Here is a 24,729-nt window from a genome sequence, read left to right on the forward strand (position 1 = left end):
CCCCTGCCCAATCGAGCAGCCATAGGCCATCGCGCCGCCGGCGCCCATCAACGCTGCGCCACCGGCCGAGCGCAACATGTGCCGCGGCGAAATGAAACCTTCGAACTCGAAACGGCCGGTCAGCAGCGCGGTCACAAGGCTGCCGGCAAAGACGCCGGCGACCGTGGCGATGCCGAAGTTCAACGAAAGCCCGGTCGAGAGCATCGCATATTGCAGGCTGTCGGCAATCGGCGCGATGAAGGTCAGCGACGTCACCGGCACCGGGTTGAACTCGTCGGCGCCGACATAGCCGGTCACGAACCAGCCGGCCGCGACCAGCAACCCCATCATGAGCCCTGCCGCGACCTGCCCGGGCGAGCGGCGGAATGCCTCATGTCTGAAAGCGAAGATGATCAGCGCGCCGCCGAGCAGCACCGCGGGAAGAAAACGCGCCGGCATGCCGTGCAGCCCGCCGCTCGACAGCAGCGCCGGCAGCGACGTCACCGTGCTGGTGGCCTGCGAGAGTTGCAGCAGCGCGACCCGCGCCGGCGCGATCAGGCCCTTCAGGGTCATCTCGGCGGCGATGCCGAGCACGATCACCACCACGAAGGAACGGAGGTTGCCGCGGCCGAGCAGCACCAGCGCGCGCGAGCCGCAGCCATTCGACAGCACCATGCCGTATCCGAACAGCAAACCGCCGAGGAACATCAGCGGCGCCGAGAACGTCGCTTGCAGGTAGATCGATTTGCCGAGATCGACCGGGCCGAACGCCGCGAGGAGCTGTGTCGCGATGATCGCGACCCCGATCGCGAGCGCGTAGCTGCGCGCCAGCCGGCCGTCGCCTTCCGCCCACCAGCCGCGCAGGCCGCTCAGCATGCAGAAGCCGCTCAAAAGCCCGATCGCGCCGTAGACGAGGCCGATGACGAGGCCACCGAGGACGACGATATTGGCGGGATAGTCCACTGGCCTGCTACGCCGGCCGCAGGATGACGCGGTCGCGCGCGGAGCCGGCCACCGAGACATAGGCGCGCTTGGCGTCTTCCAGCGGATAGATCGCGGCGGGATTGATCGCGAACGGCTTCAGATGCCCGCCGGCAAAGCCGGGCGCGAGCTCGCGCAGCACGTCGCCAGTCGCAACCGACGACAGCGCCAGCGTATCGATGCCGACATAGGTGTGCTGGCCGCGGTAGAATTCAAGGATGTCGAACTGCACGATGCGATGCACGGCCGCGATCAGGATCTGCCGCCCGCGCAGCGCCAGCGACTTGTGCGCCGCCTGGAAATAGGGATCGCCGACGGTGTTGAAGACGATGTCGGCGCCGCGGCCGTCGGTCAATTCGCGCACCCGCGCGGCGACGTCGTGGGCGGACGCGTCGATGACGTCGACCGCGGCAGTGGCATGCCCCTCATACGGCTCGGCCTTGCGCACGACGCCGATGACGCGCGCGCCTTGCCAGGTCGCGATCTGCACCGCCGCCTGCCCGACCTTGCCGTTGACGCCCATCACCAGCACGGCCTCGCCGGCCTTCGGCGTGCCGGCGCGGCGAAAGCCCTCCATCGCGGTGACGAAGGGCACGCCGATGCCGGCGGCCTCTTCCCACGAGATCGTGGCGGGCTTGTCCACCGCCGCGTCCGTCTCGACGACCAGATGTGTCGCATGGGTGCCGTCGCGACGGATGCCGAGATCGCCGGAGGAGCCGAACACCTCGCGCCCGATCATGTCCGAAGGACCGTCGATCACGACGCCGGCATAGTCGCGGCCCGGGGTGCGCGGAAACACCGCATAAGCCATCAGCCCGGTGGCGGCCTTGACGTCGGAGGGATTGACCGCGGCCGCCTTCAGCTCGATCAGCACCTCGCCATCACCGCGCAAGAGCGTGCGCCGCTCGATCGCGGGCGCGAGCGAGGCCGCGTCGGCGGCCTTGGCGATGAGCCGCACGCAACGCGCCTCGACGGCGAGACGGGATGATCTTTCGGCAGAAACCATGGTCGGCAATCCGGAGTTCTCGCGGCCGGCTCGCCGCGAGGCCCAATTATCCCTTCGGCCGCTTGTCGTAAACCCGCTTGGCCTTGCCGAGCGAGCGCTCCAGCGTGTCGGGCGCGACCACCCTCACCTTCGCGGTGATGCCGATCGTGTTCTTGATGTGCAGGACGACCCGGTCGGCGTGATCGGTCAGGCCGTTGCCGTCCCAGCTCTCCGGGCGTGACTCGGCGTGAATGGTGAGCTCGTCCATGCGGCCGTCGCGCGTCAGCTCGAGAATGAAGTGGCCGCCGCACCAGTCGGTGGCGAGCAGCACTTCTTCGATCTGAGTCGGGAACAGGTTGACGCCGCGCAGGATGATCATGTCGTCGGAACGGCCGGTGACCTTCTCCATCCGCCGCATCCCCGGCCGCGCCGTGCCGGGCAGCAGCCGCGTCAGGTCGCGGGTGCGATAGCGGATCACCGGAAAGCCCTGCTTGGTGAGCGAGGTGAACACCAGTTCGCCCATCTCGCCGTCCGGCAACACGTTGCCGGTATCGGGATCGATCACCTCGGGGTAGAAATGATCCTCCCAGATATGCAGGCCATCCTTGGTCTCCAGGCATTCCTGCGCCACGCCCGGTCCGATCACCTCCGACAGGCCGTAGATGTCGGTGGCGTCCATCTCGAACGCGCCCTCGATCTCGGCGCGCATCGCATTGGTCCAGGGCTCGGCGCCGAAGATGCCGAACTTCAGCGACGACTTCCTGGGATCGAGCCCCTGCCGCTTGAACTCATCGAGGATCGCCAGCATGTAGCTCGGCGTCACCGTGATGATGTCGGGGCGGAAATCGTTGATGAGCTGCACCTGCCGCTCGGTCATGCCGCCGGAGACCGGAACCACGGTGCAGCCGAGCTTTTCGGCGCCGTAGTGCACACCGAGGCCGCCGGTGAACAGGCCATAGCCATAGGCGTTGTGGATGATCATGCCGGAGCGGCCGCCGGCGGCGCGGATCGAGCGCGCCATCACGCTCGACCAGGTCTCGATATCGGCCACCGTGTAGCCGACCACGATCGGCTTGCCGGTCGTGCCCGACGAGGCATGGACGCGCACGAGCTGCTCGCGTGGCACCGCGAACATGTTGAAGGGATAATTGTCGCGAAGATCCTTCTTCGCCGCGAAGGGAAATCTGGCGAGATCGGAAAGCTCGCGGAAATCCGATGGGTGGACGCCGACGGCATCGAAGGCGCGCTTGTAATGCCCGACATTGTCGTAGGCATGCCCGAGCGACCAGGCGAGGCGCGTGGTCTGCAGCGCCATGATCTCGTCGCGCGAGGCGCGCTCGGCATCATCGAGTTGCGGCGTATAGCCGCCCGCCTTGGTCTTCGGACTTGTTGGAGCCATCCTGCGTTTCCTCGAACGTCTTATTTTTGTCTTGTGTCCGGTTCGGGCAACCACGCCCCGGGTATCACCCGGGAATGCCCTCGAAACTCGGCGATGACGTCGTCGCCGACCCTGACCTGCACGTCATAGATGCCCGAACGTCCGCTCCGCGAGACCTCGCGCGCGGTCGCGACCAGCAGATCGCCGAGCCTGCCCGGCCGGATGAAGGTGATGTCGCCCTGCGCGGCCACCGCGCGCGCGTTGTGGCTGTTGCAGGCGAAGGCAAAAGCGGAATCGGCGAGCGTGAAGATGAAGCCGCCATGGGCGATGCGCTGCCCGTTGACCATGTCCGGCCGCACGGTCATCGACAGCATCGCCCGGCCCGGCCCGATCTCGACGATCTTCATGCCGAGAGCGGAAGACGCATCGTCCTCCTTCCACATCGCCTCCGCGCAGGCGCGTGCGATGTCCTCGGGCGAAAGTGTTGCCTTGACGTTCACGATCGGGCGTCTCCTGGTCTATTACACGTGATCGTAATCGACCACGACATTTTCCGAAACCGGTTTTGCCTGGCAGGTCAGAACGAAGCCCGCCTTCAACTCCCACGGCTCCAGCGAGTAGTTGACGTCCATCTCGGCCTTGCCCTCGACCAGCCTGGCGCGGCAGGTCGAGCACATGCCACCCTTGCAGGCGAACGGCAGGTCGACGCCCGCGCGCAGCGCCGCATCGAGGATCGCCTCCCCCTCGGCGACCGGCACCTCGCGCCGCTTGCCGTCGATGATCAGCGCTGCAAACGCCTTGGGCGGCGCCGTCGGCGGCACGACCAGCTTCGGCCGCGGCTTGCCGCCGAGGCCCGAGACGAAGCGCTCGACATGGATGCGCTCGTCGGCAATGCCGAGATCGCGGCAGACGGCCTCGATCGCCTCGCTCATGCCAATGGGACCGCAGATGAAGACGTGATCGACCGACGAAGCGGGTACCAGCGAGCGCAACAACACCTTCACCTTCGCGCCGTCGAGCCGCCCGTGCAGAATCGGCAGATCCTGCTCCTCGCCGGAGATGACATGGAACAGCGACAGGCGATCGATGAAGCGGTCCTTCAGCTCCTCCAGCTCCTCGCGAAACAGCATCTCGGTGCTGCTGCGGTTGCCATAGAACAGGAAGAAGCGGCTGTGCGGCTCGTGCGCCAGCACGCCCTTGACGATCGAGAGGAGCGGTGTGATGCCGCTGCCGGCGGCAAAGCCGACATGGATGCGCGCCTCGGTCGGCGCCGGCGCCACGCCGAACCGGCCGGTCGGCGTCATTACGTCGAGCGCATCGCCTTGCTTCAGCTCATCGGCGGCCCAGCTCGAGAACGCGCCGCCGTCGACCCGCTTGACCGCGATGCGCAGCTCGCCGTCGTCGGGGCCGGAGCAGATCGAATAGGAGCGTCGCACCTCCTCGCCGTCCATCGTCGTGCGCAGGGTCAGATATTGACCGGGGGCAAAGCTGTAATCGCCCGCCAGCTCACGCGGGATCGCGAAAGTCAGCGACACCGCGTCGGCGGTTTCGCGGCGCAGATCGGCGACGGCCAGACGGTGGAAGCGCGGGGCGGCTGCAGACATCTCTCTCAATGACATTTGAAGTAATCAAAAGGTTCACGGCAGGCCTTGCAGCGCCGCAGCGCCTTGCAGGAGGTCGAGCCGAATTCGGCGAGCTGCTCGGTATCGCCGGCGCCGCAATGCGGGCATGCCACCTCCTCCACGCCGAACAGCGCGCGGCGCGAGCGGGCGGCCTGGGGCGGGGCTATGCCGTAGTCGCGGAGCTTGCGGCGGCCGTCCTCGCTCATCCAGTCCGTGGTCCAGGCCGGCGACAGCACGATGCGGACTTTCGGATCGCGAAAACCGCTGCGCGCGAGCGCGAGCTCGATCTCCAGCGCGATCATGTTCATCGCGGGACAGCCCGAATAGGTCGGCGTGATCGCGACCTCGACACGGCCGTCGCGCACGGTGACCTGGCGCAGCACGCCGAGATCGGCGATGGTGAGCACGGGAATCTCGGGATCGACCACGCTTGCCGCGGCGTCCCAAGCGCGCTGCCGCAACTCGGCGTCATCGGCCAGCGTCGTCACCATGTCGCCCCCGGAAAAGTCCGCTGCATCGACTGCAATTCGCTGAGGAGATGGCCGAGATGCTCGCTGTGGCGGCCGGAACGGCCGCCCTGCTGCATCCAGTCATTGCCGGGCAACACCAGCGTCGCCTCGCTTGCGACGGCGGTAATCGTCCCGAGCCACGCCGGCCGCAAGGCCGCCGGATCTGCCGCGATGCCGGCCTCGATCAGGCCGCGCTCGCTGTCGTCGACGGCAAACATCTCGCCGGTGAAGGCCCAGAGATCGTCGATCGCGCGTTGCGCCCGCACGTGGCTTTCCTCCGTGCCGTCGCCGAGGCGCACGATCCATTCCGACGAATGGCGCAGATGATAGGCGCTCTCCTTCTCCGATTTCGCGGCGATGGCGGCGAGCGTCGCGTCGGAGGACGTCATCATCGCGCGCCAATAGAGGTCGGCGAATGCCGAATAGAAGAATTGCCGCACCATGGTATGCGCGAAATCGCCATTCGGCAGCTCGGCGAGCAGCAGGTTGCGGTACTGCCTGACGTCACGCAGGTAGGCGAGCTTGTCCTCGTCATTGCCGTTGCCCTCGACCGCAGCCGCATAGGTGTAGAACGTGCGCGCCTGGCCCAAGAGATCGAGCGCCATGTTGGACAGCGCCATGTCCTCTTCCAGCATCGGCGCGTGCCCGCACCATTCCGACAGCCGATGGCCGAGGATCAGCGCGTCATCGGCGCGGCGCAGCGTGTAGAGCACCAGCGGGGTTTCGGAGACGGAGATCGATGGGGCGGTCATCTCAAGTGGTCCGTTGTTCGTCCCTCCTGGTGAGGAGCGCGAAGCGCGTCTCGAACCATGAGGCCCGGATGTGGCCTCATCCTTCGAGACGCCCGCTACGCAGGCTCCTCAGGATGAGGGGCTCGAACGTCACATATGCCCGACTTCCTCGGGCACCTCGTAGAAGGTCGGGTGACGGTAGATCTTGGATTCCGCCGGCTCGAACATCATGCCTTTCTCGGCGGGGTCGGACGCCGTGATCGCGCCCGACGGCACCACCCAGATCGACAAGCCCTCGCCGCGGCGGGTGTAGATGTCGCGTGCGGCCTGTAGCGCCATGGTCGCGTCGCTCGCGTGCAGCGAGCCGCAATGCCGGTGCGCCAGCCCGTTGCGGCTGCGAATGAACACTTCCCACAGCGGCGTGTTCGGCGTGGCCATGGTGGCCTCCCTTCTATTCGGCGGCCTGCGCGGCCTGGCGAAACTTCCGCTTCTCGGCATAGGCCGCGGCCGCCTCGCGCACCCAGGCACCATCGTCGTGGGCCTTGCGACGCGCCGCCAGCCGGTCGCGGTTGCACGGGCCGTTGCCGGCCAGCACCTGCTTGAACTCGCTCCAGTCGATCGCGCCATGGCGCCAGTGCCCCTCCTCGTCCTGCGTCATGCCGGGATCGGGAATCGAGAGGCCGAGATATTGCGCCTGCGGCACGGTGGCATCGACGAATTTCTGCCGCAGCTCGTCATTGGAGAAGCGCTTGATCTTCCATTTCGTCGAGGCGTCGCCATGCTGGCTCGCCTGGTCCGGCGGGCCGAACATCATCAGCACCGGCCACCACCAGCGGTTCAACGCATCCTGCGCCATCGCCTTCTGCGCGGCCGAGCCGCGGCACAGCGTCAGCATGATCTCGTAGCCCTGGCGCTGGTGGAAGGACTCTTCCTTGCAGACGCGGATCATCGCGCGTGCGTAAGGGCCGTAGGAGCAACGGCACAGCGGAATCTGATTCATGATCGCGGCGCCGTCGACCAGCCAGCCGATCACGCCGATATCCGCCCAGGTCAGGGTCGGATAGTTGAAGATCGAGGAATATTTCGCCTTGCCGGCCAGCATCGCGTCGACCAGTTCCTCGCGCGAGGCACCGAGCGTCTCGGCCGCGGCATAGAGATAGAGCCCATGGCCGCATTCGTCCTGCACCTTGGCGAGCAGCGCCACCTTGCGGCGCAGCGAGGGCGCGCGGGTGATCCAGTTGCCCTCGGGCAGCATGCCGACGATCTCGGAATGGGCGTGCTGGGAGATCTGCCGCACCAGGGTCTTGCGATAGGCCGCAGGCATCCAGTCGTTCGGCTCGATGCGCGCCTCGGCATCGATGCGCGCCTGAAACGCGGTCGTGTGCGCGGCGTCTTCGATAGTGCGGTCGGCAGCGTCCGAATTGTTGTTCAGCGCCTGTGTGTACATGGCGTTCTCCTCCCTGGGAGTTGTCGCCAATATATAACAAAAAATCAAAATCGCAATATAATTATGTAACACGTTATGGATCGCCGAAGCGGTGCCATAATGCGGCCTCGGCCGGCGGCAAGGGCCCGCCCTCGTTGCTTCCATTGCGGTCAAGCCATTGTTCGGATGCGGGAAGCAGGGCGCGATAGATTTCGCCGCAGAGCCGTCGCGCGGCGCTCCCCGGCCAATCGGTCGGCAACAAGGCGGTTGGCAGCAGCGGGTCGCGCAGCACCACGCGGCGATAATGATGGATCAAGAGGACGCGCGCGGTGAAGGCGTCGGCCGCCTCGAGCGGCCGCCGCGCGATTGCGGCATGCAGCGGCTCGAAGCTCTTGCTGAACTTCAGATAGGCAGAAGCCGTGCGTTGCAGCGGCCAGCTCTCGCGCGACAGCCGCCTGCCGCTGTCATCCTCGGCGGACACTTCGAGCCGGATCGCGCCGGCCGCCTCCTCCGGCACCGGAACGCCCGAGGGCGCGATCCACACGCCGGGCAGCGGGCTGCCGAAGCCGGCATTACGCAGCGCCTCGCGTGAGACGTCACGATCCTCGCCATTGCCGATCAGCAGCAGCTCGAAACGCCCGGACCAGCCCGACAGCGGCGGATCGTAGATGTGCCTGGTCGCGACGTCGAAGACCTGCTTCCCCTTCTCCGAGAGAGAATAGAAGCTGTTGCGGCCGGCCTTGTGGCGCGCGAGCCAGCCGTCGGCCGCGAGCCGCGACATCGCGGTCCGCACCACGCCGGCGTCGACGTCGAGGCTCGCAAAGAATTCCAATAGCGTGCCGAGCCAGACCGAGCCGCCGCGCGGCACGATCGCATCGCCAAACACCGTGATGACGATGGAGCCGGTGCGCGAAGGCTCGCGCTTGAGCTCGTCGATGATGCGGGCAAGCGGGGGTGGCGGCATGCGCCACGCATAACGTGTTTCGACCAAGCGGGCAAAAAAGAAGGCCCGCATTGGCGCGGGCCCGAAACGATCGTCTGACGGAAGAATTCGATCAGGCGTTCTTGTTGTACGCCTTGGCGAAGTTGTCCTGGACGGACCTGGTGCCATTGGCAACCAGCTTGCCGAGATATTCGGTGGTCGACTTCGCCCGCGACATGATGACCTCGCCGCGCGCACGCGCCAGATCGGACTGGATCTGCACGGCCTCGTTGATGGTCTTGGCGGACGCGAGCTTGTCGATGCCCTCGAAGAAGGCCTCGGCGTCCTGATAGATCGCCTGCTGGATGTTGCGGCCGATCTTGGCAGCCTCGCTGACGCCGTCGGCGACCGCGCTCTCGATGGCAGTCGTCACCCGCTCGGAGCCGGCATAGACCTCGGCGGTGCGCTCCTTGGCCGTGTTGGCCGAGCGCTTGACGAAATCACGGGCCGCCTCGGGAACTTCCATGTTCTGAAAATTCTTGAACGCTTCGTTCACCGGCGCGAAAGCTTCCTTGACGCTGTCGTACATGTTGTTGGTATCGGTCATTGGGGTCTCCATCCTCGTTTTGGAGCTATGGGTTCACCCCGTCCGGATCGGCCCGGGGCCCCATCCTTATGCCACAGTTATATGGTGCAACGCAATAATCATGGTGCGATGCAGTATCACGAATTCGTGATATGATTAAAATAGCGTCGATTTGCCCAGGATATCAACAACTTGGTTGCCTGCCTTGAAGGCAACTCAGCTATGTCTCTTCCGTGGACGATTTTGGCGCTCCAGGTGGGCGGCGGCCTCGTGGCGGCTTCGGTGCGGGCGGGGGTGCCTCACTCGCCCTCATCTGCAACAGCAAAGCCTTGATCTCGTTCAACTGTCCCTCGATCGCCTGCAGCCGGTCGGCGAGGTCGGCCATCTGCCCGCGACTCGGCAGGTTCATGCTGACGAGATAGCGCTCCATGAGACTGTCGAGCTGGCGCGATCCGCTGCTCGCCTCGCCGGCGGCAGTGGTGGGACCGCCGAGACGGGAAGACTGGATGGCCTGGCTCGCCAGGGCGCTGAAGCTCTTCTGCATGTCCGAGACCATCCGCTGCCACATCGCGAGCGGATCGTTGCCCTTGTCGGCCATCGGCACCCTCCCGAAAGCTGGGCCTCGATTCCTCGACTCGGCCCATCACATGGTCGCGATCACTACGCCGGCGCGCGGACGAGCCGCATGACCAAGCCTTCTTACGTCCCGTGAACCATGTCATAGGTTCGCCGCTGCACTCCCCCCTCTTCGAGCGCAGATCGACGGGGAATACCATCGTGAATACTACTGCCCATGAACCGGCGCGGACCGTCCGCGCCAATGGAATCGACATCTGCTACGAGATTTTCGGGGACGTCGGCGCCGAGCCGCTGCTGCTGATCATGGGCCTCGGCGCCCAGATGGTGCTGTGGGACGACGCATTCTGCGAGCGGCTTGCCGCGCGCGGCTTTCGCGTCATCCGTTTCGACAACCGCGACATCGGCCAATCGAGCAAACTGTCCGGCGGCGGCCCGATCACCGCCTTCGAGGTGTTCAAGCTGCGCCTCTTCCGGATTCCCGTGGCGGCGCCCTATCGGCTGCGCGACATGGCGGAAGACACCACCGCACTGATGGATGCGCTCGGCATCGCCTCGGCGCATCTGGTCGGCGCCTCGATGGGCGGCATGATCGCGCAGGAGATCGCGATCTCGTTTCCGGAACGGGTGCGCTCCTTGACCTCCATCATGTCGACGACGGGCAATCCCCGGCTCCGGCCGCCGAGCCGCGAGGCCATGGCCGTGCTGACGGCGCCCCGGCCGAGCAACAAAGAGGAATATATCACCCGCTTCGAACAGGTCTGGAAGATCCTGCGGGTCGGATCGTTTCCGCAAGACGAGGCGCTGGACCGCTCACGCGCCGAGCGCATCTTTTCGCGCGGCCTCAACCCGGCCGGCGTCATGCGCCAGCTTCGCGCGATCCTCGCTTCCGGCAGCCGGAAGGCCCGGCTGCGCCAAGTCAAGGCGCCGACCCTGGTGATTCACGGCACCGTCGACCCGCTGGTGCGTCCCGAGGGCGGGCGGGATACCGCGGCCTCGATTCCCGGTGCCAGGCTCATGATGATCGAGGGCATGGGCCATGCGCTGCCAATACCGGTGTGGCCCGAGGTGATCGACGCCATCGACCGGCACGCCCATGGCGCGGTCGCCGAGGCGGCGTAGAAAGGCGGCGTAGCTCCGCGCTCCCTACTTCTTCTTGTCGCTGCTGAGCGAGCCCAGTCCCGACATGGTCACGAACATGTCCTGCACGCGCTCGGCGAGCTTCGGATCGAACGCGAACCAGCCCTGCATCAGCGCCTCCGGTGTCATCTTCTCGATGTTGGCCGCCATCTGCTCCTGCAACTTGTCCATCATCGCCGCCTGCATCGGTATCACATCGGGAAGTCCGAAAAACTGGCGGGCCTCCAGGGGCGTGCAGTCTATCTCGACGTTGACCTTCATGGCGGCTCCTGTTCGCTTCGGTCCAGATTGCCAGTATCGTCACGGCCGGGCGAGTCAAGCAAGCAGGCTGATGGAACGGCGGATCTGTCCGCCGGCTCCGGCTGATATCATCGACCGAAACGCTCGACACCGAAAGGAGCGGGATCGGCAAAGGGCGGCTCGCCGGTCATCATTTCCGCCAATAACCTTCCCGTGACGGCCCCCAGGGTCAGCCCGTGATGCTGATGACCGAAGTCGAACCACAACCCGGGGTGACGCGGCGCCCTCCCGATTACCGGAAGCATGTCCGGCAGGCAGGGTCGCGCGCCCTTCCAGGGTTTCGGCTCCAGCGCCTCCCCCAATGGAAACAGCCCGCGCGCCCGCGGCAGCGCGCGCTCGATCTGGCGCGGGGTCGACGGCGCGTCACGGCGGGCGAACTCGACGGCGGTCGTCAGCCGGATGCCGCGGGTCATCGGCGCCAGCACGAAGCCCTGATCGGTGTCGAGCACGGGATGATTCAGCACGGCGTTACCGCGCGGCTTCAGATGCAGATGATAGCCGCGCTTCACGGCAAGCGGGATGGCATAGCCGAGCGGCCGGAACACCTGGTCGGACCAGGGGCCGAGCGCGACCACGGCCTCGCGGGCACTGGCGCTGCCTGTGGCGATGTTCACCCGCCAGCGGCCGCTCACCTGCTCCAGCGTCCGGGCCTCCCCCACCACGAAGCGGCCGCCCTTGCGACGAAACAGCGCAGCATAGGCCTTGGTGAGCCCGCCGGGATCAGGTACGAAGCCGGGCTCGGTCAGATGGATGCCGCCGGCGAAATCGCCGCTCAGCTGCGGCTCGCGGGTCGTCAGCCCGGCAGCGTCGAGGACCTCGCCGGCGACGCCGAACTGCTTCGCCCGCTCGAAATCGCGAACTGCTTTGACGAGATTGGCCTCGTGACGAAACAGCTTGATCCATCCGCCCCGCCTGATCAGTTCGGGCGTGCCGGCCTCCGCGACCAGCGCCTCGTGCTCGCGGAGGCTCTGCCGGATCAACGGCAGCACCGCCATCGCGCCGCGCTGCGCGCGCGCCGGCGCCGAGGCGAGATAATAGCGGATCAGCCAGGGCATGAATTCCGGCAGATCGCGAAGGCTGTAGCGCACCTCCGGCGCGCGATTCAAGGCGTAGCGGAGGATCTCGACCGGGTCGCGCGGAAACATGTAGGGAAACACCGAAGCACATTCGATGATGCCCGTATTGCCGTAGCTCGTCTCCTCGCCGGCCGCCTCATGCCGGTCGACCAGGATGACGTCGCGGCCACGCGCCAGCAGATGCAAGGCGGCGCCGACACCGACCATGCCTGCGCCAAGTACGAGAACGTCGGCCTTCAGTTCGGCCATCCAGCACTCCGAAAGTTGAATGTCTCACGTATGTTGGGACCACCTGCACTGCACCTCGAGGATAGCGCCGGGCCCGCAAAACGACGCCGGCTCGTCCGGAAATCGCGCTTGCGCGGTCGCCAAACTCTGGCAACATGCATCGGTCCTCGTCTCATTGTCCCCATTGCTACTTGCGCTACTTGCAAAGTTGCTGCCATCAGCGGAGAGCGTCAACAAATGTCGGTTCGTCAAACCTTGCTTGCAGCGGCGATCGCCTTGTCGGTCGGCGTGGCGATCTCCCCGGCATCAGGCCAGGTCCTGCGCTACGCCAATCAGGGCGAATTGAAATCGCTCGATCCCTACACGCTGAAGGAGACGACCACGATCGCGCATCACGCGCATGTCTACGAGGGCCTGATCACCCGCGACAAGAACCTCAAGGTCGCTCCGGCGCTGGCGGAGAGCTGGGAAACGCTCGATCCCAAACACTGGCGCTTCCATCTGCGCAAGAACGTCAAATTCCACAATGGCGATCCCTTCACCGCCGACGACGTGATCTTCTCCGCGCAACGCGTGCGGGCGACCGGCTCCAATTTCCTCTCCAACGTTCCGGCCGACGCCAAGTTCGTCAAGGTCGACGACTACACGGTCGACGTGATGCTCGACTCGCCCAATCCCATCCTGATCTCGCAGTGGGACGGCTGGTTCATCATGGACAAGAAATGGTGCGAGGAGCACGACGCCGTCGCGCCGACACCGGCTTCCGCCGCCACTCCGAGCTACGCCTCGTTGCATGAGAACGGCACCGGTCCCTTCATCATCGAGAGCCACCAGCCCGGCGTGAAGACCGTGTTCAAGGTCAACCCGAACTGGTGGGGCAAGCCCATCCATAACCTCAAGGAGATCGACTTCACGCCGATCGCCTCCGATGCCACGCGTGTCGCGGCGCTCTTGTCCGGCGAGGTCGACGTGGTCGAGCCGGTGCCGATCCAGGACATCCAGCGCGTCAACGGCGGCGGCGTCGCAACCGTGATGACCGGCCCCGAGCTGCGCACGATCTTCCTCGGCATGGACCAGACCCGCGACGAGCTGCTTTATTCCAGCGTCAAGGGCAAGAATCCATTCAAGGACGTCCACGTTCGCGAGGCGTTCTACAGGGCGATCGACATCGAGCTGATCAAGAACCGCGTGATGCGCGGCCTGTCGACCCCTTCGGCCCTGATGATCGCGCCGCCGCTGTTTCCGCTCGCGAAGGACTTCACCCGGCCGAAATTCGATCCCGACGCGGCCAAGAAGCTGCTCGCCGAGGCCGGCTATCCCGAAGGCTTCGAAATCACGCTGGATTGCCCCAACGACCGCTATGTCAACGATGCCGCGATCTGCCAGGCGGTGGTCGGCATGCTCGCCCGCATCGGCGTCAAGGTCGACCTTCAGGCGCAGCCGAAGGCGCAGTTCTTCGCCAAGGTGCTGAAGCCCGGCGGCTTCAAGACCTCGTTCTACCTGCTCGGCTGGACGCCGGCCACCGCCGACTCCCACAACGTGCTGCACGACATCATGGGCTGTCGCGACGACCCGAAGGATCCCACGCGCGGCGAGGCCAATCTCGGCGGCTATTGCAACAAGGAGCTGGACGCGCTGACCGACAAGATCCTGGTCGAGGCCGACACCGCCAAGCGCGACGAGATGATCAAGCAGGCCTACGAGCTCGGCATCAAGGACTATGGCTACATCCCGCTGCACCAGCAGGCTCTTGCCTGGGGCGTGTCAAAAAAGGTAAAGCTGCCCCAGCGCGCGGACAATCAGGTCTTGCTGTACTGGGCTACCAAACAGGAAGAGTGAGCGGTCGAACGACCCAAAGTCCCGGCGGCGTCGCGCCTCCGGGATTTTTCGTTCAGGAGGCGATGATCCGGAAAACGAGGAACCGATTTTCCAGGACGATCATGCCCTCCGGCAGAGCGCAACGACGCGCATGAAAAATTGCAGGGAAGCGAAAGGATCAAATGCTCGCTTTCATCCTTCGTCGAGCCATTCAGGCCATCGGGGTCATGGTCGTTGTCGGCGTCGTCGCGTTTTCGATGTTCCGTTTCGCCGGCGACCCGGTCAACCAGATGGTGTCGATCGACACCTCCGCCGCCGAGCGCGCCAGGATCCGCGACCAGCTCGGCCTGAACGATCCGGTCCTCGTGCAGTTCAGCCGTTATTTCGTCAACGCCGCGCAGTTCAAGTTCGGGACCTCGTATCAGTTCCGCCAGCCGGTGGCCGATCTCCTGGCGGAACGGTTGCCGGCGACGCTCGAGCTTGCCACCTGCGCCACCATGCTGGCCATGGTGTTCGGCATCCTGCTCGGCGTCCACTCCGCGCTGCGGCGCGATTCGCTGCTCGCCAAGGTGTTCCAGGCGATCTCGCTCGTCGGCATCTCGTTGCCGACCTTCCTGATCGGCATCCTGCTGATCTATCTGTTCGCGGTGGTCCTGGGTTGGCTGCCGTCTTTCGGCCGCGGGCAGGTGGTGCGGATCGGCTGGTGGACGACGGGTCTCCTCACCCTGTCCGGGTTGAAGGCGCTGATCATGCCCTCGATCACGCTCGGGCTGTTTCAGATGACGCTCATCATGCGGCTGGTGCAGGCCGAGATGCTCGAGGTGTTGCGCACCGACTACATCCGCTTCGCCCGCGCGCGGGGTCTGACTACGCGCGCCATCCATTTCGGCCATGCGCTTCGCAACACGCTGGTGCCTGTCATCACGGTGGCCGGACTGCAATTTGGCTCGGTTATTGCTTTCTCGATCATCACCGAGACCGTGTTTCAGTGGCCGGGGATGGGATTGTTATTCGTGCAGGCGGTGCAGAACGTCGATATTCCGATCATGGCGGCCTACCTGATGATGGTGTCGCTGATCTTCGTCACCATCAACCTTCTGGTCGACATCCTCTACACCGTCGTCGATCCGCGCCTGCGCTCGACCATCAGCCGGCCGGCATGACATGAGCGACGCCGTCGTCCCGCGCAAAGCAGAAGCCGGCGCGCCGCGCACCGGCTTCCAGCAGCCAGGTTGGCTCAGGCGCGCGGCCGCGAGCGATCTGTTCTATTCCTTCCGCCGCTCGAAGCTCACGATGCTCGCGGCGTTCGTGACATTGCTGTTCTTCCTGGCCGCGATCTTCGCCTCCGTCCTGGCGGTGCAAAACCCGTTCGATCCGGCGCAACTGCAGTTGATGAACTCGCGCATCCCGCCGCTGTGGACCGCCGACGGCCAGAGCCCGTACCTGCTCGGCACCGACGAGCAGGGTCGCGACGTGCTGTCGGCGATCCTCTACGGCCTGCGCATCTCGCTCGCGGTCGGCGTGCTCGGCGTGCTGCTGTCGGGCACGATCGGCATCGTGCTCGGCCTCGTTGCCGGCTATGTCGGCGGCGCCATCGATTCCCTCATCATGCGCATCGCCGATGTGCAGCTCACCTTCCCCGCCATCCTGATCGCGCTCCTGGTGAACGGCGTGGTCAAGTCGGTGTTCGGCAACCGGCTCGATGCGATGAGCATGCTGGGGGTGCTGGTAATCGCGATCGGCCTGAGCTTCTGGGTGCAGTACGCACGCACGGTGCGCGGCTCGGTGCTGGTCGAGAAGAACAAGGACTATGTCGCCGCCGCCCAACTGATCGGCCTGCCGGCACCCGTGATCATGCTGCGCCACGTGCTGCCGAACGCGATCGGACCAGTGCTGGTGATCGCGACCATCAACCTCGCGCTCGCCATCATCACCGAGGCGACGCTGTCGTTCCTCGGCGTCGGCCTGCCCGACACCATGCCTTCGCTCGGCACCCTGATCCGGATCGGCAACAACTATCTGTTCTCCGGCGAGTGGTGGATCGTCGCCTTCCCGGGCTTCGCGCTGGCGGCGCTGATCCTCTCCATCAACCTGCTGGGCGACTGGCTGCGCGAAGCGCTCAATCCGAAACTCCGATGAAACGCGTTCGTTGTACATTCGAGACTTGACGGCATGAGCGAACCTGTCCTTTCCGTGCGCAATCTCGAGGTCGAGTTCGCCAACCGTCACCGGACCCTGCGCGCCGTCGACGGCGTCTCCCTCGACATCGAGAAGGGCGAGGTGCTCGGCGTGGTCGGCGAATCCGGTGCCGGCAAATCCGTCACCGGGCTCGCGGTGATCGGGCTGATCGATCCGCCCGGCCGCATTTCGGGCGGCGAGATCCGCCTCGCCGGCCTGCGCATCGACGATCTGCCGCCGGAGGAAATCCGGAAAGTGCGCGGCAAGCGGATCGGCATGATCTTCCAGGACCCGCTCACCAGCCTCAACCCGCTGTACCGGATCGGCGACCAGCTCGTCGAAACCATGCGGACGCATCTCAACCTGTCCGAAGGCGCCGCGCGCAAGCGCGCCATTGCGCTGCTGGCCGAGGTCGGCATTCCCGCGCCGGACAAACGCATCGACGGTTATCCGCACCAGTTTTCCGGCGGCATGCGCCAGCGCGTCGTGATCGCGCTCGCAATCTGCGCCGAGCCGGAATTGATCATCGCCGACGAGCCGACCACCGCGCTCGACGTCTCGGTGCAGGCCCAGATCATCGCGCTGATCAAGCGCCTGGGCCGCGACCACGGCACCGCGGTGATGCTGGTGACCCACGACATGGGCGTGATCGCCGAGACCTGCGACCGCGTCGCCGTGATGTATTCGGGACGGATCGCCGAGATCGGCCCGGTGCAGGACGTGGTGCGGAATCCGCTGCACCCCTACGCCAAGGGCCTGATGGGCGCGATCCCGACGCTGGCCGGCGACACCCACCGCCTGGTGCAGATTCCGGGCGCGATGCCGCGGCTGTCGGCGATCCCGCCCGGCTGCGCGTTCAACCCGCGTTGCGGCTTCGTGTTCGACCGCTGCCGCGTCGAACGGCCGGAGCCGAAACCGCAAGGTTCGCAGATCGTCGCCTGTCATCTCTACGACTCTTCGGTCAGGAACAGCGCAGCATGACCACGGCGCCGCTGGTCGAGATCAGGAACCTGCGCCGCGTGTTCGACGTCTCGAAGCCGTGGCTCAACCGCGTGCTCGAAGGCGGCCACCCCGAATTCCTCAAGGCGGTCGACGGCGTGAGCTTCGACATCAGGAAAGGCGAGACCTTTGCCCTGGTCGGCGAATCCGGCTCGGGCAAGACCACGGCGGCGCGCATGGTGGTCGGACTGCTGCCGCCGAGCTCGGGCGAGGTCGTGATCGACGGCGTCTCGATGACCGATCCGCGGCAGGCCCAGGCGCGCACGCGGCTGCGCCGCCGCATCCAGATGGTGTTCCAGGACCCCTATGCGAGCCTCAATCCGCGCTTCCGGGTCGATGCGATCGTGGCCGAGCCGATCCGCGCCTTCAACCTGATCCAGGGCGAGCGGCCAATCCAGGAGCGGGTCGACGAATTGCTCTCACTGGTCGGTCTGCACGCCGATGACGGCAAGCGGTTTCCGCATGAGTTCTCCGGCGGACAGCGCCAGCGCATCGCGATCGCGCGGGCACTCGCCTCCAACGCCGAATTCATCGTCTGCGACGAGCCGACCTCGGCGCTCGACGTCTCGGTGCAGGCCCAGATCCTCAATCTGATGCGCGACCTGCAGGACCGGTTCGGCCTGACCTATCTCTTCATCAGCCACAACCTCGCCGTGGTCCGCCACATGGCGAACCGGATCGGCGTGATGTATCTCGGCCGCATCGTCGAGATCGCGGACGGACGCCGGCTCTTCGCCGCGCCACGGATGCCCTACACCAAGATGCTGCTCGGTGCGGTGCCTGACCTCGCGATGTCCGGCCGGCAACGCATTCCGGTCCAGGGCGAAATTCCGAACCCGATCGACCCTCCCAAAGGCTGCGCCTTCAATCCGCGCTGTCCGCTGGCATTCGACCTCTGCCGGAAGGAGACGCCGACCTTGATCGATGGGGTCGCATGCCATGCCGTCAATCAGCCGCAGGCGGTTCCAGCCTGACCGGCCGGTCGCAAACCCTCTGGCATACCAGTTGGCAGAAGCGGGCAGCTATGGTGAACTACACCTCCCTTTGATCCGAGAATGAATTCACATGACCAGCCGCATCAATCCCGACCCGTTCACGACCCGACCCGAGATCGAGGGCACCTTCGGGGTCGTGACTTCGACACACTGGATCGCGACGGCGGTCGGCATGGCGACCCTGGAGAGGGGCGGCAATGCCTTCGATGCCGGGGTCGCCACCGCCTTCACGTTGCAGGTGGTCGAGCCGCACCTGAACGGTCCGGGCGGCGAGGTGCCGATCATCGTCCACGACGTCAGGCGCGGCCGCACGGAGGTGATCTGCGGCCAGGGGCCGGCCCCGGCGCGCGCCACCATCGCGCATTATCGCGCCGAGGGCCTCGACATGGTGCCCGGCACCGGGCTGCTCGCCGCCTGCGTCCCCGGCGCTTTCGAGTCCTGGATGCTGCTCTTGCGTGACTACGGCACGTTGCGGCTGCGCGACGTGCTGGAGCCGGCGATCGCCTATGTCCGCGACGGCTATCCGCTGGTCGAGCGCGCCTGCGCCACCATCCAGACCGTGGCGCAGCTGTTCCGGCAGCACTGGCCAACCTCGGCGGCGGTCTATCTCCCGAACGGCGAGGTGCCGAAACCGGGCACGCTCTTTGCCAACAAGCGGCTTGCGGAAACCTACGCCCGCATTCTCGAGGAGGCGGAAAGCGCCGGCGGCGACCGCGACGCCCAGATCGAGCGCGCGCGCAAGGCCTGGTCGCAGGGTTTTGTCGCCGAGGCGATCGACAGCTTCTGCCGCACCCAGGAGGTCATGGACGTCTCCGGCAAGCCGCACAGGGGCGTGCTCTCCGCCGACGACATGGCGCGCTGGCAGCCGACCGTGGAGGCGCCGCTCACCTACGATTACGGCCGCTACACCGTCTGCAAGGCCGGGGTCTGGAGCCAGGGCCCGGTGATGCTACAGCAGCTCGCGCTGCTGAAAGGCTTTCAGCTCGACGGGCTCGATCCCACCGGCCCCGAATTCATCCACCTCCAGATCGAATGCGCCAAGCTCGCTTTCGCCGACCGCGAGAAGTTCTATGGCGATCCGAAATTCAACGACATCCCGATCACGACGCTGCTGTCGGATGCCTATAATGACGAGCGCCGCAAGCTGATCTCCGACAAGGCCTCGCTCGATTTCGTGCCCGGTTCGGTCGAGGGTTTTGGCGCGGTCGTAAAACTCCGCCGCGCCGGGGGCCAGCGCGAGGCGGTCGGTGCGCTCGGCGCCGGCGAGCCGACGGTCGGCCGCTTCGGCGAGGTGCGTGGCGACACCGTGCATTTCGACATCATCGACCAGGCCGGCAACATGGTGTCGTCGACGCCCTCGGGCGGCTGGCTGCAATCCTCGCCCGTCATCCCCGAGCTCGGCTTCTGCCTCGGCACGCGCGCGCAGGTGTTCTGGCTGGAGGAGAATCACCCCGCCGCCCTCGCGCCCGGCAAACGGCCGCGCACCACGCTGTCGCCGACCATGGCGCTGCGTGACGGCGAGCCCTATCTCGTCTGGGGCTCGCCCGGCGGCGACCAGCAGGACCAGTGGATCACGCAGTTCTTCCTGCGCCATGTCCACGCCAAGCTGAACCTGCAGGAGGCGATCGACGCGCCGGCCTGGCACACCGAGCACTTCCCGATCTCGTTCTGGCCGCGCACTGCGCGACCCGGCGTGCTCGTGGTCGAGAACCGCGTGCCGAAGGCAAGCCGCGACGAGCTCGCGCGCCGCGGCCATGTCGTCGAAGTCGGGTCCGACTGGTCGGAAGGCCGGCTGACGGCCGCCTCGCGCGTCGGCCGTCGCCGCCGCGCCGCCGCCAATCCGCGCGGCATGCAGGGCTACGCCGCCGGACGGTGAGCAACCGAGATGACTCCTGGAGCACGATGATTTCGCGTCAGATCGCAGAGGCAGTTTCAGTCGCCACCTCGCCCCGCACCTGTCCGCCGAAGCCCGCCTTCGGACGAAGGCGGATGCGGCGAGAGGTCGGAATTCAGGCACAGCTTGAATTCCGGGTGAGGGGGGCCTGCGCAAACTCCACTCTCACCGTCGTCGCGGAGGGAGCCCCTCACCCCAGCCCTCTCCCCGCGAAGAGCGGGGGAGAGGGAGCAGAGGTTTTGAGATGACCTGGTCGATCATCGCCCGCGACCGAGCCAGCGGCCAGATCGGCATCGCGGTGGCAACGCGATTCTTCGCCGTCGGCGCCCGCGTACCTCACATCGCTGCCGGTCTGGGCGGGGTCGCGACGCAGGCGATGGTCAATCCCTATTACGGCATCGACGGCGTCAGGCTGCTGCGCGAGGGGAGGACGCCGGACGAGATCGTCCATATTCTGACCGCGGCGGACGCCGGACGTGAAAGCCGGCAGCTCCACGTCATGGACACAAGCGGCCGGATCGCCGCACACACCGGCGCGGAATGCATCGAATGGTGCGGGCACCTGAAAGGCGACGGTTTTTCGCTGGCCGGCAACATGCTGGCGGGGCCTGCGGTGCTCGACGACACCGCGACGGCCTATGTCGCAAATGATGGTCTGCCGTTCGCGCGACGCCTGCTCGCGGCGATGCGCGCGGGCGAAGCGGCTGGCGGCGACAAGCGCGGCAAGCAATCGGCGGCGCTGCTGATCCATGAGCACGAGGAATGGTCGGCGCTCGATCTGAGGGTCGACGACCATCCCGATCCGCTGAAAGAGCTGGAACGGCTGGAAGGCGTCAGCCGCGAGCGCTGGGTGCATTTCAGAAAATTCCTGCCGACCCGGCAGAACCCGGCCGGCACGACCGATCGTGCCATCATCGATGCCGAGGTCGAAGCCGGGCTCGCGAGCCAGCGATGACGGCGCCGTCGCTGATCGAGATCGAGGGGCTGCGCGTGCTGTTTCACGGCGACGACGGCCGCACCACCCATGCGGTCGACAGCGTCGACCTCTCCGTTGCAAGCGGCGCAACGCTCGGCCTCGTCGGCGAGTCCGGCTGCGGCAAGAGTGTCACCTCATTGGCGATCATGGGGCTGTTGCCGAAACGATCCGCCGACATTTCGGGCTCGGTTCGATTCGACGGCTTCGACCTGCTCGACGTGCCCGACCAGACCTTGCGCGACCTGCGCGGCAACCGGCTCGCCATGATCTTCCAGGAGCCGATGACCTCGCTCAACCCGAGCTTGACCATCGGCGACCAGATCATCGAGACCATCCTGCGACACCGCGGCGGATCACGTCCCGCGGCGCGGGCGCGCACGATCGAGCTGCTGCGGCGGGTGCACATCCCCTCGCCCGAACGGCGCGTCGACGACTATCCGCACAAGCTGTCCGGCGGCATGCGCCAGCGCGTCATGATCGCGATGGCGCTGGCCTGCGATCCGCGGCTCTTGATCGCGGACGAGCCGACCACCGCGCTCGACGTCACGCTGCAGGCGCAGATCCTCGAGCTGATGCGCGAGCTCAAGTCCGACAGCGGCGCGGCGATCATCCTGATCACCCATGATCTCGGCGTCGTCGCCGAGGTCTGCGACGAGGTCGCGGTGATGTATGCCGGCGAGATCGTCGAGCGCGCGAGCGTCGATGAATTGTTCGTCTCGCCGCAACATCCCTACACGGTCGGGCTGCTCGGCTCGATCCCCCGGCTCGACCGCCGCGCCGCGCAGCTCGCGACCATCGAGGGCATGGTGCCGAACATGATGCGCCCGCCCGACGGCTGCCGCTTCGCGGCGCGCTGCCCGTTCGTCAGCGAGGAATGCCGCACCGCGCCGCCGCCGCTTGCCGAGATATCGCCGGGACACGCCTCGCGCTGCATCAAGACGCCGTTGGAGCGGCTGGTGTCGTGATGGCGCTGCTCGAAGCCGAGGATGTCGTCAAGCATTTCGCTGTCGAGCGCAATCTGTTCGGCCGGCCGACCGCCTTCGTCAAGGCGGTGGACGGCGTGAGCTTCCACGTCGAGGCCGGCGAGACACTGGCGCTGGTCGGCGAGTCCGGCTGCGGCAAGTCGACGTTGAGCCGCTTGGTGCTGCGGCTGATCGAACCGGATGCCGGCCGGCTCCGCTTCGAGGGTCGCGACCTGCTCGCGCTCGACGCCCACGGGCTGCGCGCGTTCCGCCGCCAGGCGCAGATCATTTTCCAGGACCCCTATGCCTCGCTCAATCCGCGCATGACAGTCGGCCAGATCCTGGGCGAGCCGCTGCGGCTGCACGATCTCGTGCCGCCCGACCGACGCCGCGCGCGGATCGAGGAGCTGTTGCGGCTGGTCGGCCTCGAGCCGCGCTTCGCGCGGCGCTACCCGCACGAGTTCTCCGGCGGCCAGCGTCAGCGCATCGCGATCGCCCGGGCGCTCGCGGTCGAGCCGAAGCTCATCATCTGCGACGAGCCGGTGTCCGCACTCGACGTCTCGATCCGTTCGCAGATCCTGAACCTCTTGCGCGACCTGCAGGCGCGCCTCGGGCTCGCCTACGTCTTCGTCTCCCACGACCTCGCGGTGGTGAAGCACATCGCCGACCGCGTCGCGGTGATGAATCTCGGCCGCATCGTCGAAACCGCGGAAACAGAGGCGCTGTTCGCCGCTCCGCGCCACCCCTATAGCCGCGCCCTGCTGTCGGCGATCCCGGTGCCGAAACCGCAGGCCGGGCGCAGCCGCATGCTGCTGCAAGACGAGCTGCCGAGCGCGCTACATCCGCCGTCGGGCTGCCGCTTCCACACCCGCTGCCCGTTTGCGATCGACGATTGTCGCATTGTGGCACCACAATTGCTTGCCGACGCGTCAGGCCATGCCACCGCCTGTCATCGGGTGGCGGAATTGCCGCCGGCCGAGACGATCGTCCCTTCCGACGGGGCGCTTTCGCCAGCACTCGAGAGACTGGTGGCCGCTTTTGGCCGCCGGAAGGAAGGACCTGTGCCTTCCGGGGTTGGTACGATCGGGACCACGCCAACGGCGGTGTGACCCGCAACAGAGGGGGAAGTGCGATGAGGCTGATGCGCTTGGCATTGACGACGACGGTGCTGCTACTGTCCATCGGAGCAAGTGCATTGGCCGAGACGACGCTACGCATTGGGCTCGCGGAGGACCCCGACATTCTCGACCCCACGCTGGCCCGTACCTATGTCGGCCGCATCGTGTTCGCAGCGATCTGCGACAAGCTGTTCGACATCGACGAAAAGCTCAACATCGTCCCGCAGCTCGCGCTGTCGCACGAGACTTCCACGGATGGCAAGGAAGTGACGATCCAGCTCAGGCCCGGCGTGAAATTCCACGACGGCGAACCGTTCGACGCCGAAGCCGCGAAATTCTCGATCGAGCGTCACCTCAACTTTCCGACCTCGTTCCGAAAGCCGGAGCTGGCAGCGCTCGACCATGTCGAGGTCGTCGACCCGCTCACCATCAAGCTGATATTGAAGACGTCCTACTCCCCATTGCTCGCGCAGCTCACCGACCGCGCCGGCATGATGGTCTCGCCAAAGGCTGCCAAAGAGCAAGGCGACAAGTTCGGACTGCATCCGGTCTGCGCAGGGCCCTACAAGTTCGTCGAACGCGTGCAGCAGGACCGCATCGTGTTCGAGAAGTTCGCCGACTACTGGAACAAGGACAACCTCTTCATCGACAAGATCGTGTACCTGCCGATCGTCGACTCCACCGTGCGGCTCGCCAATCTGAAGTCCGGCGGCGTCGACCTGATGGAGCGACTGCTTGCGACCGACATCAAGGACGTACGCGCCGATCCGAAGCTGAGACTGTCGACCGCGCTGTCGCTCGGCTATCAGGGCATCACCATCAACATCGGCAATGAGAAGAGTAAGGGGCCGCTCAGCCAATCCGCCAAGATAAGGCAGGCGCTCGATCTCTCGATCGACCGCGAGGCGATCAATCAAGTGGTCTATAATGGCGAGTTCGTACCTGGGAACCAGTGGGTCAATCCGGAACATCCCTATTATCAGAAGGCCTATCCGGTCCGGCCGCGGGATATCGGAAAGGCCAAGGAGCTGATGAAGGAGGCAGGCGTCACCGGACCGATCACCGTCGATTTCATGGTCGCGAAAAACGTCGAGTCGGAGACGGTCGCGCAGGTCGTGCAGTCGATGGCGGCGGAAGCCGGCTTCGACGTCAGGCTGAGGATCACGGAGCTCGCCACGGCATTGAAGCAGGCCGAGGCCGGCGAATATCAGGCCTTCCTGCTCGACTGGAGCGGCCGCATCGATCCCGACGGCAATTCCTACATCTTCCACCGGACCAAGGCTCCACAAAACTACAGCGCCTATTCCAACCCGGAGGTCGACAAGGCGCTCGATGATGCGCGGCTTGTGA

25 protein-coding genes are annotated in these 24,729 nt (G+C 66.0%); 11 read left to right on the forward strand and 14 right to left on the reverse strand.

Annotated elements, in window-relative coordinates:
- The 12 genes from JOY90_RS19150 to JOY90_RS19205 form a co-directional block, all read right to left on the reverse strand.
- A partial coding sequence (locus JOY90_RS19150; RefSeq protein ID WP_291692678.1) for a YeeE/YedE family protein occupies window positions 1-942 on the reverse strand: 942 nt, incomplete at its 3' end.
- Window positions 943-949: 7 nt separating this feature from the next.
- Complete coding sequence (locus JOY90_RS19155) at window positions 950-1,966, reverse strand: zinc-binding alcohol dehydrogenase family protein (RefSeq protein ID WP_291692679.1); 1,017 nt, start codon at window positions 1,964-1,966, stop codon at window positions 950-952.
- Between the two features lie 46 nt (window positions 1,967-2,012).
- Window positions 2,013-3,344, reverse strand: a complete 1,332-nt coding sequence (gene paaK, locus JOY90_RS19160; protein WP_291692680.1) for a phenylacetate--CoA ligase PaaK — start codon at window positions 3,342-3,344, stop codon at window positions 2,013-2,015.
- A 20-nt stretch (window positions 3,345-3,364) separates the two neighbouring features.
- Window positions 3,365-3,823 carry a hydroxyphenylacetyl-CoA thioesterase PaaI gene (paaI, locus tag JOY90_RS19165; protein ID WP_291692681.1) on the reverse strand — a complete coding sequence of 153 codons (459 nt, stop codon included), beginning with the start codon at window positions 3,821-3,823 and terminating at the stop codon, window positions 3,365-3,367.
- A 21-nt stretch (window positions 3,824-3,844) separates the two neighbouring features.
- Window positions 3,845-4,927 carry a 1,2-phenylacetyl-CoA epoxidase subunit PaaE gene (gene paaE, locus JOY90_RS19170; protein WP_291692682.1) on the reverse strand — a complete coding sequence of 361 codons (1,083 nt, stop codon included), beginning with the start codon at window positions 4,925-4,927 and terminating at the stop codon, window positions 3,845-3,847.
- Between the two features lie 5 nt (window positions 4,928-4,932).
- The gene (gene paaD, locus JOY90_RS19175) at window positions 4,933-5,436 is read right to left on the reverse strand and encodes a 1,2-phenylacetyl-CoA epoxidase subunit PaaD (RefSeq protein WP_291692683.1); all 504 of its coding nucleotides are present in this window, start codon (window positions 5,434-5,436) and stop codon (window positions 4,933-4,935) included.
- Window positions 5,430-6,206, reverse strand: a complete 777-nt coding sequence (gene paaC / locus JOY90_RS19180; RefSeq protein ID WP_291692684.1) for a 1,2-phenylacetyl-CoA epoxidase subunit PaaC — start codon at window positions 6,204-6,206, stop codon at window positions 5,430-5,432. Before paaC ends, paaD begins: the two co-directional genes overlap by 7 nt.
- A 129-nt stretch (window positions 6,207-6,335) precedes the next feature.
- On the reverse strand, window positions 6,336-6,623 hold the full coding sequence (gene paaB / locus JOY90_RS19185; protein ID WP_291692685.1) for a 1,2-phenylacetyl-CoA epoxidase subunit PaaB: 288 nt from the start codon (window positions 6,621-6,623) through the stop codon (window positions 6,336-6,338).
- A 13-nt stretch (window positions 6,624-6,636) separates the two neighbouring features.
- Window positions 6,637-7,632, reverse strand: a complete 996-nt coding sequence (gene paaA, locus JOY90_RS19190; RefSeq protein WP_291692686.1) for a 1,2-phenylacetyl-CoA epoxidase subunit PaaA — start codon at window positions 7,630-7,632, stop codon at window positions 6,637-6,639.
- A gap of 73 nt (window positions 7,633-7,705) precedes the next feature.
- Entirely contained in the window at window positions 7,706-8,575 is an 870-nt protein-coding gene (gene paaX, locus JOY90_RS19195; RefSeq protein ID WP_291692687.1) for a phenylacetic acid degradation operon negative regulatory protein PaaX, read from the reverse strand.
- Between the two features lie 91 nt (window positions 8,576-8,666).
- Window positions 8,667-9,140: a phasin gene (locus JOY90_RS19200; protein ID WP_291692688.1), complete on the reverse strand. Its 474-nt coding sequence runs from the start codon at window positions 9,138-9,140 to the stop codon at window positions 8,667-8,669.
- Window positions 9,141-9,339: 199 nt separating this feature from the next.
- Window positions 9,340-9,717: a hypothetical protein gene (locus tag JOY90_RS19205; RefSeq protein ID WP_291692689.1), complete on the reverse strand. Its 378-nt coding sequence runs from the start codon at window positions 9,715-9,717 to the stop codon at window positions 9,340-9,342.
- Between the two features lie 179 nt (window positions 9,718-9,896).
- Here JOY90_RS19205 and JOY90_RS19210 point away from each other — a divergent pair, with 179 nt between their 5' ends.
- Window positions 9,897-10,817 (forward strand): alpha/beta hydrolase, encoded by a 921-nt coding sequence (locus JOY90_RS19210; protein ID WP_291692690.1) that lies wholly within the window; start codon window positions 9,897-9,899, stop codon window positions 10,815-10,817.
- Window positions 10,818-10,841: 24 nt separating this feature from the next.
- Here the strand turns inward: JOY90_RS19210 and JOY90_RS19215 are convergent, their stop codons facing one another.
- The gene (locus tag JOY90_RS19215; RefSeq protein WP_291692691.1) at window positions 10,842-11,096 is read right to left on the reverse strand and encodes a DUF6489 family protein; all 255 of its coding nucleotides are present in this window, start codon (window positions 11,094-11,096) and stop codon (window positions 10,842-10,844) included.
- A 107-nt stretch (window positions 11,097-11,203) separates the two neighbouring features.
- Complete coding sequence (locus JOY90_RS19220; protein WP_291692692.1) at window positions 11,204-12,460, reverse strand: FAD-dependent oxidoreductase; 1,257 nt, start codon at window positions 12,458-12,460, stop codon at window positions 11,204-11,206.
- 216 nt (window positions 12,461-12,676) lie between these two features.
- Here JOY90_RS19220 and JOY90_RS19225 point away from each other — a divergent pair, with 216 nt between their 5' ends.
- The 10 genes from JOY90_RS19225 to JOY90_RS19270 all read left to right on the forward strand — a co-directional run.
- Entirely contained in the window at window positions 12,677-14,278 is a 1,602-nt protein-coding gene (locus JOY90_RS19225; protein WP_291692693.1) for an ABC transporter substrate-binding protein, read from the forward strand.
- 161 nt (window positions 14,279-14,439) lie between these two features.
- Complete coding sequence (locus tag JOY90_RS19230) at window positions 14,440-15,420, forward strand: ABC transporter permease (RefSeq protein ID WP_291692694.1); 981 nt, start codon at window positions 14,440-14,442, stop codon at window positions 15,418-15,420.
- A 1-nt stretch (window position 15,421) separates the two neighbouring features.
- Window positions 15,422-16,396, forward strand: a complete 975-nt coding sequence (locus JOY90_RS19235; RefSeq protein ID WP_291692695.1) for an ABC transporter permease — start codon at window positions 15,422-15,424, stop codon at window positions 16,394-16,396.
- A gap of 33 nt (window positions 16,397-16,429) precedes the next feature.
- Window positions 16,430-17,416 (forward strand): ABC transporter ATP-binding protein, encoded by a 987-nt coding sequence (locus tag JOY90_RS19240; RefSeq protein WP_291692696.1) that lies wholly within the window; start codon window positions 16,430-16,432, stop codon window positions 17,414-17,416.
- Complete coding sequence (locus tag JOY90_RS19245; RefSeq protein WP_291692697.1) at window positions 17,413-18,408, forward strand: ABC transporter ATP-binding protein; 996 nt, start codon at window positions 17,413-17,415, stop codon at window positions 18,406-18,408. The genes JOY90_RS19240 and JOY90_RS19245 overlap by 4 nt, the downstream gene beginning before the upstream one ends.
- A gap of 91 nt (window positions 18,409-18,499) precedes the next feature.
- Window positions 18,500-20,305, forward strand: a complete 1,806-nt coding sequence (locus JOY90_RS19250; RefSeq protein ID WP_291692698.1) for a gamma-glutamyltransferase family protein — start codon at window positions 18,500-18,502, stop codon at window positions 20,303-20,305.
- A 262-nt stretch (window positions 20,306-20,567) separates the two neighbouring features.
- Window positions 20,568-21,278 carry a DUF1028 domain-containing protein gene (locus tag JOY90_RS19255; RefSeq protein WP_291692699.1) on the forward strand — a complete coding sequence of 237 codons (711 nt, stop codon included), beginning with the start codon at window positions 20,568-20,570 and terminating at the stop codon, window positions 21,276-21,278.
- Window positions 21,275-22,264, forward strand: a complete 990-nt coding sequence (locus JOY90_RS19260) for an ABC transporter ATP-binding protein (protein ID WP_291692700.1) — start codon at window positions 21,275-21,277, stop codon at window positions 22,262-22,264. Before JOY90_RS19255 ends, JOY90_RS19260 begins: the two co-directional genes overlap by 4 nt.
- Window positions 22,264-23,370 (forward strand): ABC transporter ATP-binding protein, encoded by a 1,107-nt coding sequence (locus JOY90_RS19265; RefSeq protein WP_291692701.1) that lies wholly within the window; start codon window positions 22,264-22,266, stop codon window positions 23,368-23,370. Before JOY90_RS19260 ends, JOY90_RS19265 begins: the two co-directional genes overlap by 1 nt.
- A 23-nt stretch (window positions 23,371-23,393) precedes the next feature.
- Window positions 23,394-24,729, forward strand: a 1,336-nt coding sequence (locus JOY90_RS19270; protein WP_291692702.1) for an ABC transporter substrate-binding protein, incomplete at its 3' end; no start/stop codon positions are given.

This window comes from Bradyrhizobium sp. (assembly GCF_019242285.1).
GTDB lineage: Bacteria > Pseudomonadota > Alphaproteobacteria > Rhizobiales > Xanthobacteraceae > Bradyrhizobium.